Genomic DNA, 20,935 nt, shown 5'->3' on the forward strand with positions numbered 1-20,935 from the left:
GAATACCGCCCGGTCTTAAAGGAGAGTTTATCATGAGTCTGGATATCAACCAGATTGCTCTGCACCAGCTTATCAAGCGTGATGAGCAGAACCTTGAGCTGGTGTTGCGCGATTCATTGCTGGAACCGACGGAAACCGTCGTTGAGATGGTGGCAGAGCTGCATCGGGTCTATAGCGCCAAGAACAAAGCCTACGGATTGTTCAGCGAAGAGAGTGAACTGGCGCAGACGCTGCGCTTGCAACGTCAGGGCGAAGAGGACTTTCTGGCATTTAGCCGCGCGGCAACCGGTCGCCTGCGTGACGAACTGGCAAAATATCCGTTTGCTGATGGCGGTTTCGTCCTGTTTTGCCACTATCGTTATCTGGCAGTTGAGTATTTGCTGATTTGCGTGCTGAGCAATCTAAGCAGTATGCGCGTCAACGAAAATCTCGACATCAACCCGACCCATTATCTTGATATCAATCATGCGGATATTGTGGCGCGTATTGATTTAACTGAGTGGGAAACCAATCCGGAATCGACCCGCTACCTGACTTTCCTGAAAGGGCGAGTAGGACGCAAAGTCGCCGATTTCTTTATGGATTTCCTCGGTGCCAGCGAAGGGTTGAACGCCAAAGCGCAAAACCGCGGTCTGTTGCAAGCAGTCGACGACTTCACCGCAGAAGCGCAACTGGATAAAGCAGAACGGCAGAACGTTCGCCAGCAAGTTTATAGCTATTGTAATGAGCAATTGCAGGCGGGCGAGGAGATCGAACTGGAATCGCTGTCAAAAGAGTTGGCGGGCGTCAGCGAAGTGAGCTTCACGGAGTTTGCGGCTGAAAAAGGCTACGAACTGGAAGAGAGCTTCCCGGCAGACCGCAGCACGCTGCGTCAATTGACGAAGTTTGCCGGTAGCGGCGGTGGCTTGACCATTAACTTTGATGCGATGCTGTTAGGTGAACGCATCTTCTGGGATCCAGCGACCGATACGCTGACCATTAAAGGTACGCCGCCGAATTTGCGCGATCAATTGCAGCGCCGGACGTCTGGCGGGAACTAAATCTCCAACGCGAATGTTTCTTTTCGGAGAAACAGTTGCGGGGTAATCACAATTCTTGTCAATCAGTGAGTAAGATAACTTGCTGATTGACCTTTCATTCGAAAATATTTTCTCTGTTATCATATTAAGTGTTGTAGTAAATATTTTTCTCTTCCTCTTTATTCGATAATAAATCGGTCTGGTAACTATTTCCGCCGTTTTTTGTGAGCTGTAACACTGGAAAAAACATTCTGTTTAATTATATTGAGTTTTCCTGGTGTTATATTTTGTTATTTGCTTTGCCTATATAAAATGCAAATATATTTTTAATGTCAATATTATTGCCGTTGTGTTTGACTCATTATATTAATCGTATGAATGATTTTAAGGATTCACCGCATGGAGCAAGAAAATCCTGAAGATAAAAAAGTGTTGTCGACCGAAAAAAAACGTTCTCTTTAACCAGAAAGTTACTGGTATGTTTTATCTTTACCCTCATTGTATTCAGTGGCTGTTTATTTGTCGTCATGAACACGGTCATTCACAACACAAGCACTGACAGCTTTTGCCTGGGTTGTCATGAAATGAAAGACAACATCCTCACCGAGAGCTTCAAAAAATCCATTCATGGCAGTAATCGTACTGGCGTGAAGGTCGCTTGTGCTGATTGCCATATTCCTGATGAATTTGTCCCTAAGATGATCAGAAAAGCCCACGCCGTTAAAGAGGTTTGGGGTCATATGACAGGCGTAATTGATACGGCTGAAAAATTCGATGCACATCGTGGCGAAATGGCAAAAGCGGAATGGGCAAGAATGAAAGCAAACAATTCGCAGGAATGCAGAAACTGCCACGATATTTCTAAATTACAGAAAAAATTTATGGCGCCGTTCCATGAGGCTTCTCTTAAAGAAGGGAAAACATGCATTGATTGTCATGCCGGCATTGCACATAAATTACCAGCAGTTGCAACAGTAGTTCATTAGTCATTAATACATGAATGTCATGTCTGTTTGGTTTCAAATAAAAACAAGAAGGGTTTCATGTTGATTTAAATTTTTATGTAAAAGGACCATGTTATGAGGAAACTAAAAAGGGGATTCTTATTAGCTGGGGTATTAACGGCGCTTTCCCTAAGCGCCTATGCTGACAGAAATATGAATAAGATCCCGCATATCAATCTGTCGAATCCATCCGTCGAACCAGTTAGTGAGAGAATAATCCAAACAGATGTTGTTGTTATTGGCGGTGGGCTTTCTGGCATGTCCGCAGGGTTGACTGCAGTACAGGGCGGAGCCAAGGTTGTTATTTTTGAAAAACTACCAAGCCTTGGAGGGGCAGGCGTTTATCCTGAAGGCAGTTTAGGCATTGGCACCCTTATGCAGAAAAAAGAGGGGAAAGGTGCCACGCTGAATCAAGCCTTTGGTAAGGCGATCGATTTCCATCACTGGCGAGCCAATGCCAGTGCATTGCACGCATTAATGAAAAACTCAGGCGAAACCATTGATTGGGTTGCCAGTAATGGCGTTGAGTTTACGACCTTAAAAACCACCATTTATCCTCAGTCAGATTCATTATGGACCTGGCATATGTATAAGCATAACGGTGCATCTGTTACTAAAAGCTTTTACAAGAAGATCCTTGATGGCGGTGGTCAAATCTACACCGAAACTCCTGTTAAGAAGATTATTCGCGATAAACAAAGCGGTGATGTCGTTGGCGTCGAAGCGGTTAATAGCGTAACAGGGGAAAAAATCATTGCCTATGGTAAAGGTGTGATTGTGGCGACCGGTGGTTTTGCCAACAACCGTGACATGATTGAAAAATACATCACCGATGTGAATCAGAAAAACATGGTGCCGGTCAAACTACGTGGCCCCCTGATTGATGGACGCGAAGGCGATGGTATCAAAATGGGGCAAGACATTGGCGCTGATACTGCCGGGATGCAAACCATTGCTGGCAATAGCCCATATGTCGATCAAGACCCTCCTATCCGTCAGTTTAATGGCGCGGATTACCAAAAACAGGCCAGAACATCATTAAGCCAGCCATTCCTGTGGATTAACCGACAAGGCGAGCGTTTCTTTGATGAGTCACTCGGTTCCAGTTTTACCCTCGTTTATAACGCTATCACCATGAATGGCGGAGTCATGTATTCCGTCTGGGATGACGCAATGCGTCAGAAGATGGTTAACGAAGGGCCGGTCACGCCGTTTAACGCCATTGTGTTGCCAGGGCAACCGATGAAGGCGCTGGATCAGGCGATCGAGATCGGCATGAAAGAAGGGTGGTTGTTTAAAGGTGAAACGTTGGACGATCTGGCAAAACAGATCAATGTTCCTGCAGACAATCTGAAAGCGACGATTGCGAAAGTAAACAAGTATACGGATGAAGGTTTCGATCCTGACTGGGGGCGCAAGAAAGAGCATCTGTTTAAATTTCAGGATAAAGGACCGTATTACGCCGTGAAAGGTATTCGGGCTTATTTCCTGACGCTGGGTGGTTTGAAAATGAACAGCGATCTGCAGGTCTACGATACCAATGAGAAGATTATTCCGGGTCTGTATGTTGTCGGGCAGGATATGGGCGGTCTGTATGACAGCTCCTATGATTTGGTACTTGAAGGATCGGCTTCTGGCTTTGCGTTGACGTCGGGACGTATGGCAGCGAAACATATTATAAGCACCAGAATGCAGGCACAGGGAGGTGGCAAATGAACAAGCTATTGAAGAACATTGTCACAATCATTCTTGCTGGCGTAATGTGCACCGTTATCGGTATGGTTTCTGCCAGTGCACAAGAGATTGTTGGCATGAAAATGCACAAGACCATTGGTCTGGAATGTAATAACTGCCATGTTGATGATGTTAAAGCCAACAAGAATATGACGCCAACGTGCGTTAGCTGCCATGCGCCTGGTGAGCGTTATTATTATGGTAAGAAGGATTCAGAAGGTAACTCAGTGTTAAAAGAGTATCCGGAGTCGGGTAAAACACGAGTTGCTTCTTTCCATGACTCTCATGGCGGGGAAATTCGCTGTACGGTATGCCATACGTCACATGAGAAGGAACCACAGCCACTCTATTGCAACAACTGCCATCAGTTTGATGTGAAGATTAAGTAGTGCAGGTATTTGTCAGTCGCTAAAAAAGAAAACGGCCCGTAAAGGCCGTTTTCTTTTGTTCAACTTATTCAGCGATTAAGCGCGAACGAAGTCGATGTGCTGCAGCTTCGGTTTGTACGGATGACGCTGTACGTCCTGAGCTTTAACTTTGATTTCTTTACCGTCAACAACGATGGTCAGAACTTCGCTGTAGAATTCAGCTTTAGCTTGCATGTTCATGACTTTGTCGTGATCCAGCTCGATAGCCAGCGGCGCTTCTTTGCCACCGTAGATGATTGCCGGGAACTTGTTAGCGGCACGCAGGCGGCGGCTCGCACCCTTACCCTGCTCTTTACGTACTTCTGCGTTGATAGTAAACATTTTCTTTCTCTCTTAAATGATTCCTGCTACAGGCGACCCAGCAACAGGCAAGTGATCTGCTTTGCGTATGCAAAAGCGGGCGAGATTCTATACTCAATCGCCTTATACATCAATCAAAACTACCATTAACCGCGTAATTCGTGCGCCCGCCGAAAACGACCTTCGTAATCGAATATTTTTTCACGCACCTGCCAGTACTGGCCTTTCATTCGTGCGACGACGAAATCCGGATGGCGCAGCAACGCTTGCTGGGCGAGGATATCGGCAGCGGTGATCCAGCGAAGCGGGATGCCCGGTGTACGCGTATGCGGGCGGATAAAAAGCTGTTCGATGGCAGTACGCTGGGCGGGCGTTTGCAGACGGAAACGCTCACTCACATCAGCGCCGTCCTCATCGTAATAGGTGATTTTCAACCATTCGCCTTTCTCATCGTGCCCATGCTGCAAAGACATGCCGCTACAGCGTAATACCAGGGCGTCTTTCAGTCGTAGCGCCGCTTTTAACATATCATCCGGGTCAACCAGAATGGTGTCACATTCGCGGCAACGGCGAGCGGCAATATCGTTTTCCGCGTTACATTGCGGACAATTTTTAAAACGGAAACGGAAGTCACACTGTTCGCGATGACCGTCGTCATCTTCAAACCATCCCTGACAGCGGCGACCAAAGTGTTCAATCAATGTCCCGTCGGCGGTAGTTTTGCCCCAAAAGGTGTTGGCAAAACCGCAGGCAGGGCAGAAAACCTGTACCGGAACGTTGTCACTTTTGCCTTTCGGTGTACCAACTTCCGGTGCGTAGAGGTCATGAGGATTGCCCGCATAATCGAGAATTAAGCAATCTGTTTTACCCGGCGCCAGACGCAGACCGCGCCCGACAATTTGTTGGTAAAGGCTCACTGATTCGGTAGGGCGCAGAATGGCGATAAGATCGACGTGCGGGGCGTCAAATCCGGTGGTCAGCACCGCAACGTTGACCAGATAGCGAAAACGCTGGGCTTTAAAATCTTCAATTAACACATCGCGCTCAGCGCCGGGCGTGTCGCCAGTAATCAGTGCAGCATCTTCTGCGGGTAGCAAACCGACAATCTCTTTTGCGTGTTCAACCGTCGCGGCGAAAATCATCACCCCTTTACGCTTTTCGGCGAACTCCATAATCTGGCTGATGATGTGCGGTGTAATGCGTTGCTGTTTTTTCAGCTCGCGGTTGAGATCAGCTTCGCTGAACAGCCCGTTACTCTGTGCCTGCAAGCGGCTGAAATCGTATTGCACTACCGGCATATCCAGCCGTTCTGGTGGCGTCAGATAGCCGTGTTTAATCATATAACGCAGCGGTAGCTCATAAATGCAGTCACGGAAAAGGGCTTTCTCGTCGCCGCGTACCATGCCGTGATAATGGAACTGATAAATCCAGCCTTTGCCCAGTCGAAAAGGCGTGGCAGTCAGCCCCAGCAGGCGTAAGTGGGGATTCACTTTTGTCAGGTGAGTGAGGATTTGCTGATACTGGCTCTCTTCGTCGTCACCAATACGGTGGCATTCATCGACAATCAACAGCGAAAATTCACCCTGAAAGGCATCAAGATTACGGGCGACCGATTGCACGCTGCCAAATACCACTTTACCTTGGCTCTCCTTGCGTTTTAGCCCGGCGGCAAAAATATCGGCTTCCAGCCCCAACGCCTGGTATTTAGCATGGTTCTGCGCCACCAGTTCTTTGACGTGTGCCAGCACCAGAACACGACCACGCGCCAGCCGTGCCAGTTCGGCAATCACCAGGCTTTTACCTGCTCCGGTAGGCAGCACGATAACGGCAGGGGTTTTATGACGACGAAAATGGTTGAGCGTGGCATCCACGGCTTCTTGCTGGTATGGACGAAGTGTAAAAATCATGGTTTAGCGTAGGTAGATTAATCTGCTAATAGTATGCCACGGATCTTTTTCCCTTGAGGGAAGTTATTAGACCGCTATACTGGGCAGACAACAGTTCTGATTTTCGGGTCTATGCCCGACCTCCGTTTTTACAGGCAAAATCACACACATGCGACTTGATAAATTTATCGCACAGCAACTCGGTGTTAGCCGTGCTATTGCCGGGCGTGAAATCCGCGGCAATCGTGTCACCGTCGATGGCGAAATCGTCCGCAATGCAGCGTTCAAACTGCTCCCTGAGCACGATGTAGCTTATGACGGCAATCCGCTGGCGCAGCAACACGGCCCGCGTTATTTCATGCTCAACAAGCCCCAGGGCTATGTTTGCTCAACTGATGACCCGGATCACCCAACGGTGCTCTATTTTCTGGATGAACCTGTGGCGTGGAAACTGCACGCGGCGGGGCGGTTGGATATTGATACCACCGGTCTGGTGCTGATGACTGACGACGGTCAGTGGTCGCATCGCATTACTTCTCCGCGTCATCATTGCGAGAAGACCTATCTGGTGACGCTGGAATCACCCGTAGCTGACGATACGGCAGAGCAATTTGCCAAAGGCGTACAGCTGCATAACGAAAAAGATCTCACTAAGCCAGCGGTGCTGGAAGTGATTACCCCTACGCAGGTCCGTCTGACCATCAGTGAAGGGCGTTATCATCAGGTGAAACGTATGTTCGCCGCCGTGGGTAACCACGTGGTTGAGCTGCATCGTGAACGCATTGGCGGTATTACTCTGGATGAAGATTTAGCCCCAGGTGAATATCGTCCATTAACTGCAGAAGAAATTGCCAGCGTCGGTTAACACTTTCATTTTATTCAGGAGCCCGTTGTGACCACTCGACAGCATTCGTCGTTTGCTATTGTCTTTATCCTTGGCCTTTTGGCCATGTTAATGCCGCTGTCGATTGATATGTATCTGCCCGCGCTGCCAGTGATTTCAGCGCAGTTTGGTGTGCCAGCGGGCAGCACGCAGATGACCCTGAGTACTTATATTCTGGGTTTTGCGTTGGGGCAGTTAATCTACGGGCCGATGGCGGATAGCTTCGGGCGCAAGCCGGTTGTCCTCGGTGGTACGCTGGTGTTTGCCGCGGCGGCGGTGGCGTGCGCGCTGGCGCAAACCATCGATCAGCTGATTGTGATGCGTTTCTTCCACGGTCTGGCGGCGGCTGCGGCCAGCGTGGTTATCAACGCTTTGATGCGCGATATCTACCCGAAAGAAGAGTTCTCGCGGATGATGTCGTTTGTCATGCTGGTGACCACCATTGCACCGTTGATGGCACCGATTGTTGGCGGTTGGGTGCTGGTGTGGTTGAGCTGGCATTACATCTTCTGGATCCTCGCTGTGGCGGCAATTCTGGCTTCGGCAATGATCTTCTTCCTGATCAAAGAAACGTTACCGCCGGAGCGTCGCCAACCGTTCCACATTCGTACCACTATCGGTAACTTTGCTGCGCTGTTCCGCCATAAGCGTGTCCTGAGTTATATGCTGGCCAGTGGTTTCAGCTTTGCCGGGATGTTCTCGTTCTTAAGCGCCGGACCGTTTGTCTACATTGAAATCAACCACGTTGCGCCGGAAAACTTTGGTTATTACTTTGCGCTAAACATTGTTTTCCTGTTCGTGATGACCATCTTTAACAGCCGCTTCGTTCGCCGTATTGGCGCGTTAAATATGTTCCGCTCGGGGTTGTGGATACAATTTATTATGGCGGCGTGGATGGTTATCAGCGCGCTACTGGGGCTGGGTTTCTGGTCGCTGGTGGTTGGCGTTGCGGCGTTTGTGGGCTGCGTATCGATGGTGTCTTCTAACGCGATGGCGGTCATTCTGGATGAGTTCCCCCATATGGCGGGAACTGCGTCGTCGCTGGCAGGAACCTTCCGTTTTGGTATTGGCGCCATTGTTGGCGCACTGCTTTCGCTGGCGACGTTTAACTCTGCATGGCCAATGATCTGGTCCATTGCTTTCTGTGCGACCAGTTCCATTCTCTTCTGTCTTTACGCCAGTCGACCGAAAAAACGGTGATCTATTGCACAACGGGGAAGCTAAAAGGCTTCCTTTGTTGATGCATGTCAACCGCAAATCTATCATTCCCCCGATATATGTTTATTTTATGTAAACTCAATTTATGTAAAAAGTCACATCATTGTAGTTAAAAAGGTTGAGTTAGATCGCAGAAACGGGTACATATAGCCCCGCAAACGTGACCACGCCCGCAGATATCATTTAAATCAGAACAATAGCGGCCACGCAGGCGAGGCATCAATCTTTACGATCTGTTGAAGGACAGATTGTTGATGATGTGTTAAAATTAATGTAAATAAATTGTGAAGTAAGTGTGCTTCCGGGGAAAATAAGTGACTTCATTACAACTCTCAATTGTCCATCGACTGCCGCAGAACTTTCGCTGGTCTGCTGGTTTCGCAGGTTCGAAAGTTGAACCGATTCCGCAAAATGGACCGTGCGGTGACAACAGCCTGGTGGCGCTTAAATTGCTTAGCCCGGATGGTGATAATGCATGGTCGGTGATGTACAAACTAAGCCAGGCGTTAAGCGACATCGAAGTTCCATGTTCGGTGCTGGAGTGTGAAGGTGAGCCTTGCCTGTTTGTAAATCGCCAGGACGAGTTTGCTGCAACATGCCGACTGAAAAATTTTGGTGTGGCCATTGCCGAACCTTTCTCAAACTACAATCCATTTTAAGCGTCAGCTCAACGCCAGTAGCTGACGCGTATACTCCTGCTGCGGTGCGGCAAACACGCGCGCGCACGATCCTTGTTCCACCACTTCTCCCTGTCGCAGCACGATAACCTGATGACATAACGCGCGGACAACGTGCAAATCATGGCTGATAAACAAATAGGCCAGTTGATGCTTTTGTTGCAATGATTTCAATAGCGTCAATATTTGCGCCTGTACCGTTTTGTCGAGTGATGATGTCGGTTCATCAAGAATGATCAGCGAAGGCTTAAGAATCAATGCTCTGGCAATCGCAATACGTTGCCGCTGACCACCCGAGAACTCCGCCGGATAACGGTGGCGCGTTTCAGGATCTAATCCCACTTCATGCATCACGGCTATCACTTGTTGTTCGCGTTGTGCGGCAGAAAGCGTCGGCTGGTGAACCCGTAAGCCTTCCTCAATAATCTGCAACACGTTGAGTCGTGGGTTGAGCGAGGAGTTTGGATCCTGAAATACCACCTGAATGCGATGGCGAATAGGTAACAGCTGGCGGCGATTTAAATTTTGCAATGGCTGACCGTCAAAGACGATACTGCCCTGAGAGTTAATCAACCGCAGTAGCGCCAGCCCCGTTGTGCTTTTGCCGGAACCGGACTCGCCCACTAAACCCAGCGTTTCACCCGCCCGTAGCGTAAAACTGACGCTTTTCACCACCACATTATGATCGACGACGCGCTTCAGGAGCCCTTTGCGAATGGGGAAGGCGACCTGAAGCTGTTCAACATCAAGCAACGTTGAGGCCGCTTCTGGCAACGGCACCGGGTCGCCTGACGGTTCGCTGTTGAGTAGCTTTTGTGTATAAGGATGTTCAGGGGAGGCAAAGAGCGTAACGGCGTTATTTTGCTCCACACAGCGACCGTTTTGCATTACCGCCACACGGTGGGCCAGTTTTCTGACAATGCTGAGGTTATGAGTAATAAACAGCATGCCCATATTCAGCTCGCCTTGCAGTTCGCGCAAAAGCTGCAAAATCTGCGCCTGGACAGAGACGTCCAGTGCGGTGGTTGGTTCATCGGCAATTAATAATTCCGGTCGCGTTAACAGCGCCATCGCAATCATCACCCGCTGGCGTTCGCCGCCGGAGAGCTGCTGCGGGTAATCTGTCAGCCGTTTTGCCGCCTGACGGATACCGACGCGATCAAGGCAGTTAAGAATTTCGCCACGAGCCGCTTCCCGACGCATTCCGCGGTGGAGTGAAAGCACTTCATAAAGCTGTTTTTCCAGGGTATGCAATGGGTTTAATGACACCATCGGCTCCTGGAAAATCATGGCAATCTTATTTCCCCGCACGCCACGCAATGTTTGCTCGTTGGCATGAAGCAGCGATTCTCCATGAAAACGGATATCGCCAGAGAGATATTCAACCGGCGGGGAAGGGAGCAGACGTAAAATTGACAGCGCGGTAACGCTTTTGCCAGAACCTGACTCACCCACCAGCGCCAGCGTTTCGCCAGCCTCAATGTGTAGTGAAACATCATTCACTACGGTACGAACAGTTTGCTGATGGCGAAAACCCACCGACAAATTTTCAATCGCTAACAGAGTTTGCGTCATGCTACACCGCCTTATTAGGATCAAATGCGTCGCGGACGGCTTCACCAATAAAGATCAGCAAAGACAACAATATCGCCACCGACAAGAAGGCAGTGATCCCAAGCCACGGAGCCTGAAGGTTATTTTTCCCTTGTAGCAGCAGTTCGCCGAGTGATGGTGAACCGAGCGGCAGACCGAAGCCGAGGAAATCGAGCGAGGTCAGGGTGGTTATCGAACTACATAAAATAAACGGTAAAAAGGTGAGGGTCGCGACCATTGCATTCGGCAACATATGACGCAGGATGATACTGCGATCGCTGACGCCAAGCGCCTGCGCCGCGCGGATGTAGTCGAAATTACGGGTACGTAAAAACTCCGCCCGCACCACGCCGACCAGACTCATCCAGCCAAATAAGACAGTAATTGCCAGCAGCCACCAGAAGTTAGGCTGTACGACGCTGGAAAGTAAAATAATCAAAAACAGCGTCGGCATCCCCGACCATACTTCAATAAAGCGTTGCCCCCAGAGATCGACTTTACCGCCGTAATAACCTTGCAGCGCCCCCGCCAGCACGCCCATTACACTGGAGCAGAGTGTCAACATCAGACCAAACAGAACCGAGATCCGCGTGCCATACAGAATGCGCGCCAGCACATCGCCACCGTTGGCATCCGTTCCCAGCCAGTTTTGCCGGGAAGGTGGGGAGGGGAAAGGCTTGTCGGTGGAAAAGTTGATACTGGTAGCACCAAAGCGAATCGGCGCCCACAGTACCCAGCCTTTATCTTCCAGCCGTTGTTTCAGCCACGGGTCCTGATAATCAGCCTGACTTGCCAGCGGGCCGCCAAAATCACTCTCACTGTAGTTTTTCAGCAACGGGAAATACCAGCTGCCGTCATAACGTACCAGTAATGGCTTATCGTTGGCGATCAGTTCAGAACACAAACTCAAACCAAACAAGATGAGGAAAATCCATAACGACCAGTAGCCGCGACGATTATGACGAAAACGCGCCCAACGGGCCTGATTGACGGGGCTGAGTCGCGACATTAGCGTCCCTCAAAATCAATACGAGGATCGACCAGCGTATAGCTGATGTCGCTGACAATATTCAGCAGCAGGCCAATCAGGGTGAAAATGTACAGGGTGCCAAACATCACCGGATAATCGCGCGAGACGGTCGCTTCGTAGCCCAGTAAACCGAGGCCATTGAGCGAAAACATCACCTCAATCAGCAGTGAGCCGGTGAAAAACATGCTGATAAAAGTCGCCGGAAACCGGCAATCACCAGCAGCATGGCGTTGCGGAACACATGTTTCCAGAGAATATTTTTCTCACTTACCCCTTTCGCACGCGCGGTCACCACGTATTGCTTACGCACTTCATCAAGGAATGAGTTTTTTGTCAGCATGGTCAGCGCCGCAAAGCCACCAATCACTGTCGCCAGCACCGGCAGCGTGATATGCCACAGATAATCGGTGATTTTCTGATACCACGGCAGCGAATCAAAGTTAGCGGAAACCAGGCCGCGTAGAGGGAACAGGTCGAAATAGCTGCCGCCCGCGAAGAAGACAATCAGCAGGATGGCGAACAAAAAGGCTGGAATGGCGTAGCCGATGATGATAAATGCGCTACTCCAGACGTCAAAGCGGCTGCCGTTATAAACGGCTTTGCGAATACCCAGCGGAATCGACACCAGATAGATAATCAGCGTGCTCCACAATCCTAGGGTGATGGAAACAGGCAGACTGTCTTTAATCAGCGTCAGCACCGAAGCGCTGCGAAACAGGCTGTCGCCAAAATCAAAGCGAATGTAGTCCCAAAGCATTTTGAAGTAACGTTCGTGGATCGGCTTATCGAAACCGTAGCGATGGGTGATCTCAGCGATCACTTCTGGATCTAACCCGCGTCCGCCACGGTAATTACTGTCGCTGATATTGCCGACGCCCGTTTGCGCATGGCTGGCACGAACGCCTTCACCGCCTGCGCCGGGTAATACTCCGGCATTACCAAACTCAATGGCGGCGATGGCCTGGTCGACGGGACCGCCAGGCGCAATTTGCACGATGAAAAAGTTGATGGTGATAATCGCCCATAATGTTGGGATCACCAGCAACAGACGGCGAATCAGGTAAGCGCCCATCTACTCTCCCTGTTTGCTCGCGGACGGCAGTTTGGCCGCTTTATTGACGTCATACCACCAGGTATCGATACCGAGGCTATAGATGGGGCGCACGGCCGGCTGGGAGAATTTATCCCACCAGGCGAGACGGTCTTCCGCCATATACCACATCGGCAACATGTAATAATTCCACGTTAATACGCGATCCAGGGCGCGCCCCAGAGGCAGCAATTTTTCTTTATTTCCCTGGGCGGCAATAATTTGGTTAATTAGCGAGTCGATAACCGGGCTTTGCACGCCGGGGGCATTATAAGTGGAATTGATATATTCCGATGACCAGGAAATCTGTAAATCGGAACTGGGCCACGGCATCGCCCGCCATACGCGCGGCATCATGTCATAGTCGCGACTGCGCATGCGGTTGGTGATTTGCGAGTTATCCACCTTGCGAATGTCCATGTTGATACCCAGCCGTTGCAGGCTGTGCTGGAACGGCAATACCCACTGACTATTGCTGCTTGCAGGAAGCAATAATTCAAAGCTGAGTGGCTGGCCTGTGGTGGCATTAACGCGTTGCTGACCTTTCAGCACCCAGCCTGCATCGTTGAGAAGTTTGTCGGCTTTTAACAGGTTGTCACGGTCGTAGCCATCGCCTTTGGACACTGGTGGCTGGTAGATTTGCGTGAACACTTCTGGCGGTAGATCTTTTTTCATTGGCGCCAAAAGCACCAGCTCAGCGGCGTCGGGGTAATTTCTGGCCGCGTATTCGGTATTCTGAAAATAACTGTTCGTGCGACTCCAGGCATTGTAAAACAACGCCTTATTCATCCATTCAAAGTCAAAGGCGAGGGTGATGGCTTCCCGGACCCGGCGATCGCTGAATACCGGTCGTTGAATATTAAACGCCAGCCAGCGCGTATCCTGGGCTGATTCGTTCTTTTGCTCATCTTTGATAATGTATTTTTTATCGAAATTCTTACCGGTATAGCGCGTGGCCCAGTTTTTGGCGTCGTTTTCCATGCGTAAATCAAAGGCGCCAGCTTTAAACGCTTCGAAGGCAACATTATCGTCGAGATAATAATCGTAGCGAATGGTATCGAAATTCCAGCGACCACGATTTACCGGTAAATCGGCCGCCCAGTAATCTTTCACGCGGGAATAGACAATATTTTGCCCCATTTTCCAGGACGTAATGCGATACGGACCACTGGCAAGCGGAGGTGTAGATAGCGGGTCGCTAAGTTTATGATCCTTCCAGTACTTTTCTGGAAATACCGGCAGCGAAAACAGACTCAGCATATCTTCTTTGCCTGGTTTGGCTAATTCAATACGCACGGTTAATGGCGCTATGGCTTTGACCGTTGTGCCTTTGTATACCAGGCGAAACTGCGGCACGCCCTCGGTCATAAATTTTTGAAAAGTAAACTCAACGTCGCGCGCGGTAATCGGCGAACCATCATGAAAACGGGCGCGCGGATTGATAGCGACTTCTACCCAGGAATAATCGTCAGCATAGCGTGCGCTTTCGGCAATCAGCGGGTAATAACTGCCGGGTTCGTCATCGGAAGTGGTAAATAGCGTGTCGTACAGTTGCTCGGTGCGTGCGCCGGGGTTTCCGCGTAGTGCATAGCGGTTAAAATTATCGAAGGTACCAATGGAGGATAACGTTATTTGCCCGCCCTTCGGCGCAGCGGGATTCACATAATCAAAATGGTTGAAATTAAAAGCATACCGGGGTTCTCCCAGCACCGCAAAGGCATAGCTTTCCTTGATAGCTTGCGCCTGCGCACCGAAGGTGAACAGGGTGATAAACAGCAGCAGTATGCGCACAATCATCTGCAACGGATTTCCTTTTACTCATCATTAGCCGCAATCCGGCATGCTTCAACTATGAATAATAAGGGACACAAGCACACCTTACCACTGCGGCGTATGCGGTTTCTCCAGCCAGCGGACAAAATCATCTATCGGTAAGGGGCGGCTAATCCAATAGCCTTGCAGGAAATTAACACCGCGCTCACGTAGCCAGCGCGCCTGTTCCGGTGTTTCGACACCTTCAGCAACCGTCAGCATATTGAGACGTTTCGCCAGCGTGAGCACCGCGTCAAGCACCGGAGATGTGACCGTTTCCGTACCTATAGCATTGATAAATCCACGGTCAATTTTCAGATACTCGAGCGTGAAGCGTTCCAGATAGATAAGCGCGCTGTGTCCGGTGCCGAAGTCATCAATAGCAATTTCCACGCCGACAGAGTGCAGCCAGGCGAACAGTTTTGTGGCCTCATGCTCTTTCAGCATATCGCGCTCGGTTATCTCCAGTACAATCTGGAAATGGTGCGCGGGTAGGGAGGCGAGCAGCCGATGTATATCCGCTTTAAAGCTCTCGCTGTGCAGATGTTCCGGTGCGATATTAATGCCAAACTTTATGCCCACCGGCAGTACGTTTTGTAATTCAGCCGCATCACGGGCTATAAGCTCAAACAGATGCTGGGTCAGCGGCACGATCATCTTTTGCGATTCGGCATATTGAATGAAGGCATCCGGCGGGATTTCACCTGCAACAGGGTGACGCCAGCGTAGCAGCACTTCCAGGCCCGTGACCCGCAGCGTTGGTGTATCAACCACCGGCTGATACACCAGGTAAAATTGCTCACGTTTGATGGCAGCCATAATTTCTCTGCCAGGGCGCATACGCACACTCATCAGGTAATAGCAGAGCAGGCCAACGACAGTTCCACTCATTCCGCCCAGTAAAAACGCATACCACACATCGTTCCATGTCCAGTCATCAGCATAAAGACGCACAGTCAGCGGAATGCCTGTTATTTTGGTTTCGCGTACGGGTTTGCCGGATAACTCACGGACGTTCATCAAATGCGACGAAAATGTCGAAAGCACGGTATCGCCAATAATGAGTGCGATCCCGTCGAAATCTTGCTGACGAGAGCTATAGAGAAGATATGGCGTCAGGTGCAGGTTTAATGCTGCAAAAACGCCGCTATTTTTCAATAAAGGGTTGCGATACCAGATGACGATAGCGGGTTTGTTGGGCACCATTGGCGTGCCAGGCAACATCGCCATATCGACGTCTTTGTTAATATCGAGCGCCGGGATCAACTCATTGAGCGGTATATCCATCTCCCCCGTCGCTGATGAACAAAAGCTCTTTTTATCTTTCACCAGCACAAATGTGCGAACATTCATGCTAAACGCCGCGCGGGCAGTTAGTTCAGGGTTAGCCTGCTGACAGGTATCTAAGGTGAGCGGCTGTAGGCGGTCAGTGGTTAATTTCAGGTCGGCGAAGTAGGTATCGAGATACTTTTGTACGTCGGTAATCAGTGTGTCGTATTTGACTTCGTGTTTATGCCAGGCAACCAAAAACTGAAGACAGCTGACCAGTATTGCAATCATCACGCCCGCAATAATGCAGGTAAGCAGGATCTTACGTCCGGAAGAGGGAGCGCGTATGAACATGGTTCCGTTAATATTCCCGAGATTACGACAACGCTGAAGTGGAAGAGAATGACGGGACTATAGCCTGGTTCAAGGCACGGAAACATCATTTTCTATGATGAATGAAAACAAAAAAGCACTGCTTAAGCAGTGCCTTCAGTTAACTCGTCAGGATAGCCAAGGGATTGCATCCAAACGGTTTATTAGCTGCGGCTAAGAACCCGACGTGCTTCGTTGTAACGCTTTTTCCAGTACGGCTCATTCATGCTGGAAATAATAACACCACTGCTGGTGGAAGCATGAACGAACTGATTGTTGCCGATATAAATACCGACATGGCGTCCAGTTGAACCGGCACGGAACAGAACTAAGTCACCTGTACGCAAATTACTGCGGGAAACTGACTTGCCCATTTCCTGCTGTTCATAAGTTGAACGAGGAAGTTCTAAGCCAAATTGTTCACGGAATGTACGCTGTACGAAACCAGAACAATCGATACCTTTTTTAGTGCTGCCACCCAGACGATAACGTACGCCTTTCCAGTCAGCATACTGATCCATAATTCGCGATTTTACGTCGACATTACGAACCAGATTTTCAAATTCATCCTGAGAAGCTTGCAGTGATGATGTTTCACTACCCACTGCACGTGTCTCAGGATGCATATTCTTTGCGGTGTTATTTGCACTACATGCAGAAAGCAGAACCGCTACTGCAATCGCGGGAATCCCGCGCAAGATATATCTCAAAATCGGTTGAGATTTGACCATGTTGTTTGTTTTCCCTTGAAGTCCTTAACGACAAATATCGTTATAAAAAAATGCCAAGCGACACGAGACTAATTACCTGGGCACGTTGAAACAATTCCTTAAGGCCAAATCTGTGGACTAACGCACAAAATTATATGCTGTGAGGATAATCTACCGCCGAGGCAAAAACGTGTTCGAGATTACCCGATTGACGCGGTCTTGGCGAGCGGTTTTACATGATTTTTTATAAGAAAAAGTGATACAGAAAGTTAATAAACGGGATTGGTCAATTAAAGCACTATTGTCTAAAAGATGCGCAATCCATTCATTTGCTTAGAGAATGATCATTTCACTTAATGAACGAGAGCAAAGTCGCACATCATCAGGATTATCCCTACTATGAAAATAAACCTGATGATGTTAATTACTGTGAGTTATTTGTTTTATGAATGTTTATTTTTTCCAGGCAGTGATTTGTCAAAAAAGGCGATTAATTGATCACTTAAAGGTGTCATTAGCCACCAGGGCAACCCAATCAATATCACCGTCATGGAACCGACAATGATATCGGTAAACCAATGTGCGCCAATCATCACTCTGGGAAATGCAAAAACCACAAATATAATAAGGGCGATTACTCCTGCGACTTTTTCCGAAATATCGCCACATAAAAGCGGAAAAAATAAGCAGCATCATGCCATGATCGCCGGGAAAACTATCTCGTGAGGCATCTTTCGTTGGAACAGATAGCAGTTCGCTGACGCGGTTAATATCTGTAAAGGTCAATGTCGGACTGGCCCGTTTTACCGGAATAAATGCCTGGCCCAACTGGTTTAATACCACTGCGGTTAACAGCATGACCAGACCAATAATCACAATACGCCGTCTGCCGGGTGCGTTTTCTTTCAGCCAGAAACTCAGCATCAGTATTCCCATCGCCAGCAGTGAACAACCGTCGAAGGCGCGATTATTAGTCAACGCAACCAGCCATAAAAAAAGTCTTGCTTTCGACCAGTTTCTGATTAAAAAAATAAAAAATATTCGCGTCAATCGGCAACCAGAATCCATGATTGACGGGAATGTACCAGGAAAGAAACAGCGCGAGGCCGACAATATTTAACAGCACTATTTGCGGCAAATTTTTGATCATATTTTCTCTAATTATCTTACTGAAAAACGCAGGCAACCTTACGCGTTGGTCGCTAAACGAAGCTTCAACAGCGCGCTCTGTAAGGCGTTCCAGTCAGTTTCGTTGCAGGAAATCAGCTCAATGCGGCTATCTGGTGGTGCAACGTTTTGCGTTTCAATGTGCAGGTCATCGCCCTGACGGTTGATGCGCACAAGACCTTCTGGTATCCGCATCACGCCTTTTACGCGTCCGACCGGCGCAAGTCGCGCCCATTCCAGAATGCCAATGGTGTCGAACACGGTATCAGCGTCGAATATCCAACCGCAGGCCTGGTGTCCTTGTCCGCTATTCAGACTGCGACGCCAGCGTTGATGCTCTGGCAGGCTTAATGCCGCTAATCCTTTTTTCTCGTTATGTTGATGCGAATGGGCAGCGCTGGCGGGCAACTCAGTTAAATTTCGACGAGGTAAATCCAGAAGATGACCTTCAATTTGCCCATGATCGCTGTGAATTAATTGCCGTTCGCCACCGTTTTGTTGCCACCAGCGTTGTAACGCTTGCTGGCTTTCTGGCGTAGCACGGTCGGATTTATTGGCGACAATGATGTCTGCGGCAGCCAGTTGATCACGGAAGTTTTCATTACCGACGCTTTTTTCGTCCAGCAGCAGGCGCGGATCGAGAATGCACAACGTGGCGCGCAGATCGATCCACGGTTCATAGACCGGCGCGGTTAACAGATCGAGGATCTGTTTCGGATGACCCAGTCCGGTCGGCTCTATCAGCAAGCGGTCTGGTTTTCCCTGGCGCAGTAAGGTATTCAACCCTACCTGCATGGGTAAACCATTAACGCAGCACATGCAGCCGCCGGGGATCTCTTTCAGCAATGCGCCGCTATCGGCGAGCAAAGCACCATCAATTCCAACTTCCCCAAATTCATTAACCAGAACCGCCCATTTTTCGTTGGGATCTTTGTGGGCTAGCAGATGAAGAATAGAGGTTGTTTTCCCGCTGCCGAGAAAACCGGTGATGAGGTTGGTCCTGGTCACAACGGCTCCGCAATAATCAGATGAGTTAACTGTGCGTTAATCCTGGCTAAAAAAGGCGGAAAAGAGAAGAGAGAGGGCGGACGAAGCGATGCTCCATCCGCTTTAACCGCAGAAATCGTTAAATTTTGAGGGTGTTTAATAGCGCCTGATGCGCGCCGAACTGCGCGATTTGTTGCCAGGCTTGTTCGATGGCCTGCACAAAATGCGGGTTATCTGGTAGGTCATCACCGAATACTTCACGCAAAGAAAGCAGGGCGGTGACGCGTTGTTCACTGCTACTGCCCGCAACGAGGTTGTGAATTTTATCGTAAAGCGGATCGCGGACATCGATAGCTTTTCCGGCATCATCTACGCCGCTCACATAGCGCATCCAACCTGCGACGCCTAATGCCAGTAACGGCCAGTTTGTCTCGCGAGCCAGATGAATGCGAATCCCTGCCAACATGCGTTGCGGTAATTTTTGACTGCCATCCATCGCGATTTGCCAGGTCTTATGTTTCAGCGCCGGATTGGCAAAACGTTCAATTAACGTATCCGCATAGTATGTTAAATCGACATCTTTAATCCGTAGCGTTGGCGCTTGCTCATCCAACATTAATGTTCTGGCGGCATGGCGAAATGCGCGGTCCTGCATGCAATCACTAATATGGGCGAATCCAGCCAGGTAGCCCAGATAAGCGAGAAAAGAGTGGCTGCCATTAAGCATGCGCAGTTTCATCTCTTCCCACGGCAGGACATCATCCACCATTTGTACACCTGCGATTTCCCAGGCTGGGCGCCCTGCGACGAAGTTATCTTCCACCACCCACTGGATAAACGGCTCGCAGCTAATTGCACAGGGATCATTCACGCCCAGATATTGGCTAATTTCTGCCAGTGATTCTTCCGTTGCTGCCGGGACAATGCGGTCGACCATGGTTCCCGGAAAACTGACGTGTTCTTTTATCCACTCGGCAAGTTCTGGAGAGCGTTTTTCAGCCATCCCCAGCACCGCATTTTTCACCACATGACCATTGTCGGGAATATTATCGCAGGAAAGTACGGTAAACGGCGCAAGGCCACGTTCACGACGGCGTTTCAGCGCTTCGACAAGAATGCCTGGCGCGGAGTGAGGTTCTTCCGGGCTTTGTAAGTCATGAATAATCCGCGAATTATTGGTATCAAGCGCACCGGTGGCCGGGTCGATACAATAACCTTTTTCGGTAATGGTCAGGGACACAATTGCCACCTGCGGTTCGCAAAACTTCTCAATAATCGCCGCTAAGGAATCCAGTTTTGCATTCAGGCATTCATGAACGGCCCCGACAATAATCGCCTGATTGCCGTCTGCGCCTTTCTCCAACACGGTATATAAATGATCCTGTTCGCGAAGTTGGCTCATTAGCCGATCGCCGCTGAACAAGCTGATTTCACAGATCCCCCAACTCGCTGCACTGGGCATTCAGCACACGGTCGGTCAGTAACGCCTGATGTGCGCGGTGAAAGGCTCCAAAGCCAAAATGAACGATACGGGATTTCAATTGCTGGCGATCGTAGCGTGGAGTGTGAATGTGAGGCGGGAACGTAGTGGAGGCAATTGTGTTCATAGAAGTCACGTCTTAGTAACGATTGATTAACAATGATAGTGTAAAGTTATATGACAGCAATTGAAATTGGTCTGGATTGTTAATGCGATGAAGTGTGAGGATGATCAATTTACAAGTGAATATTGCAGGCGAAAGGTGTTCAGGAAGCG

Annotated in this window: 15 protein-coding genes and 3 pseudogenes; 7 read left to right on the forward strand and 11 right to left on the reverse strand. The window is 49.4% G+C overall.

Annotated features, from left to right (window positions below; all coding sequences use genetic code 11):
• The first annotated feature begins 32 nt into the window (after positions 1–32).
• From yejK to CRI63_RS16755, 4 genes are all read left to right on the forward strand, one after another.
• Positions 33–1,040, forward strand: coding sequence for a nucleoid-associated protein YejK (yejK, locus tag CRI63_RS16740; protein WP_130207118.1), 1,008 nt, complete (start codon positions 33–35; stop codon positions 1,038–1,040).
• A 506-nt stretch (positions 1,041–1,546) separates the two neighbouring features.
• Positions 1,547–2,005 carry a NapC/NirT family cytochrome c gene (locus CRI63_RS16745; RefSeq protein ID WP_240782758.1) on the forward strand — a complete coding sequence of 153 codons (459 nt, stop codon included), beginning with the start codon at positions 1,547–1,549 and terminating at the stop codon, positions 2,003–2,005.
• Positions 2,006–2,098: 93 nt separating this feature from the next.
• Positions 2,099–3,739, forward strand: coding sequence for an FAD-dependent oxidoreductase (locus CRI63_RS16750; protein ID WP_240725519.1), 1,641 nt, complete (start codon positions 2,099–2,101; stop codon positions 3,737–3,739).
• Positions 3,736–4,146 (forward strand): cytochrome c3 family protein, encoded by a 411-nt coding sequence (locus CRI63_RS16755; RefSeq protein ID WP_135520163.1) that lies wholly within the window; start codon positions 3,736–3,738, stop codon positions 4,144–4,146. Before CRI63_RS16750 ends, CRI63_RS16755 begins: the two co-directional genes overlap by 4 nt.
• Positions 4,147–4,221: 75 nt before the next feature.
• Here the strand turns inward: CRI63_RS16755 and rplY are convergent, their stop codons facing one another.
• Both rplY and CRI63_RS16765 read right to left on the reverse strand, forming a co-directional pair.
• On the reverse strand, positions 4,222–4,506 hold the full coding sequence (gene rplY / locus CRI63_RS16760) for a 50S ribosomal protein L25 (protein ID WP_000494183.1): 285 nt from the start codon (positions 4,504–4,506) through the stop codon (positions 4,222–4,224).
• Between the two features lie 125 nt (positions 4,507–4,631).
• Positions 4,632–6,392, reverse strand: coding sequence for a DEAD/DEAH box helicase (locus CRI63_RS16765; protein ID WP_135520165.1), 1,761 nt, complete (start codon positions 6,390–6,392; stop codon positions 4,632–4,634).
• Between the two features lie 148 nt (positions 6,393–6,540).
• Between CRI63_RS16765 and rsuA the strand changes: the two genes are divergently transcribed.
• The 3 genes from rsuA to CRI63_RS16785 all read left to right on the forward strand — a co-directional run bounded on the left by rsuA (position 6,541) and on the right by CRI63_RS16785 (position 9,131).
• On the forward strand, positions 6,541–7,236 hold the full coding sequence (rsuA, locus tag CRI63_RS16770) for a 16S rRNA pseudouridine(516) synthase RsuA (protein WP_130207114.1): 696 nt from the start codon (positions 6,541–6,543) through the stop codon (positions 7,234–7,236).
• A 27-nt stretch (positions 7,237–7,263) separates the two neighbouring features.
• On the forward strand, positions 7,264–8,454 hold the full coding sequence (gene bcr / locus CRI63_RS16775) for a multidrug efflux MFS transporter Bcr (protein ID WP_000213385.1): 1,191 nt from the start codon (positions 7,264–7,266) through the stop codon (positions 8,452–8,454).
• Positions 8,455–8,786: 332 nt separating this feature from the next.
• Positions 8,787–9,131, forward strand: coding sequence for a YejG family protein (locus CRI63_RS16785; protein ID WP_000202791.1), 345 nt, complete (start codon positions 8,787–8,789; stop codon positions 9,129–9,131).
• Positions 9,132–9,134: 3 nt separating this feature from the next.
• Here CRI63_RS16785 and yejF read toward each other — a convergent pair whose 3' ends face one another.
• From yejF to CRI63_RS16830, 9 genes and pseudogenes are all read right to left on the reverse strand, one after another.
• On the reverse strand, positions 9,135–10,724 hold the full coding sequence (gene yejF / locus CRI63_RS16790) for a microcin C ABC transporter ATP-binding protein YejF (protein ID WP_135520167.1): 1,590 nt from the start codon (positions 10,722–10,724) through the stop codon (positions 9,135–9,137).
• A gap of 1 nt (position 10,725) precedes the next feature.
• Positions 10,726–11,751, reverse strand: coding sequence for an ABC transporter permease (locus tag CRI63_RS16795; RefSeq protein ID WP_130217098.1), 1,026 nt, complete (start codon positions 11,749–11,751; stop codon positions 10,726–10,728).
• Positions 11,751–12,844, reverse strand: a pseudogene (locus CRI63_RS16800) (microcin C ABC transporter permease YejB). Before CRI63_RS16800 ends, CRI63_RS16795 begins: the two are co-directional and overlap by 1 nt.
• Positions 12,845–14,659: an extracellular solute-binding protein gene (locus CRI63_RS16805; protein ID WP_130207106.1), complete on the reverse strand. Its 1,815-nt coding sequence runs from the start codon at positions 14,657–14,659 to the stop codon at positions 12,845–12,847. It abuts the pseudogene before it with no gap.
• Positions 14,660–14,740: 81 nt separating this feature from the next.
• On the reverse strand, positions 14,741–16,297 hold the full coding sequence (locus CRI63_RS16810) for a cyclic di-GMP phosphodiesterase (RefSeq protein WP_130207104.1): 1,557 nt from the start codon (positions 16,295–16,297) through the stop codon (positions 14,741–14,743).
• Positions 16,298–16,479: 182 nt separating this feature from the next.
• Positions 16,480–17,046 (reverse strand): bifunctional murein DD-endopeptidase/murein LD-carboxypeptidase, encoded by a 567-nt coding sequence (gene mepS / locus CRI63_RS16815; RefSeq protein ID WP_000241011.1) that lies wholly within the window; start codon positions 17,044–17,046, stop codon positions 16,480–16,482.
• Between the two features lie 422 nt (positions 17,047–17,468).
• Positions 17,469–18,175: pseudogene (lpxT, locus tag CRI63_RS16820) on the reverse strand (Kdo(2)-lipid A phosphotransferase).
• A 38-nt stretch (positions 18,176–18,213) separates the two neighbouring features.
• A complete protein-coding gene (yeiR, locus tag CRI63_RS16825; RefSeq protein WP_135520169.1) occupies positions 18,214–19,200 on the reverse strand; it encodes a zinc-binding GTPase YeiR in 987 nt (328 codons plus the stop codon).
• Between the two features lie 118 nt (positions 19,201–19,318).
• Positions 19,319–20,786, reverse strand: a pseudogene (locus CRI63_RS16830) (mannitol dehydrogenase family protein).
• Positions 20,787–20,935 lie beyond the last annotated feature (149 nt).

It is taken from the genome of Escherichia sp. E2661 (assembly GCF_004745185.1).
GTDB lineage: Bacteria > Pseudomonadota > Gammaproteobacteria > Enterobacterales > Enterobacteriaceae > Escherichia.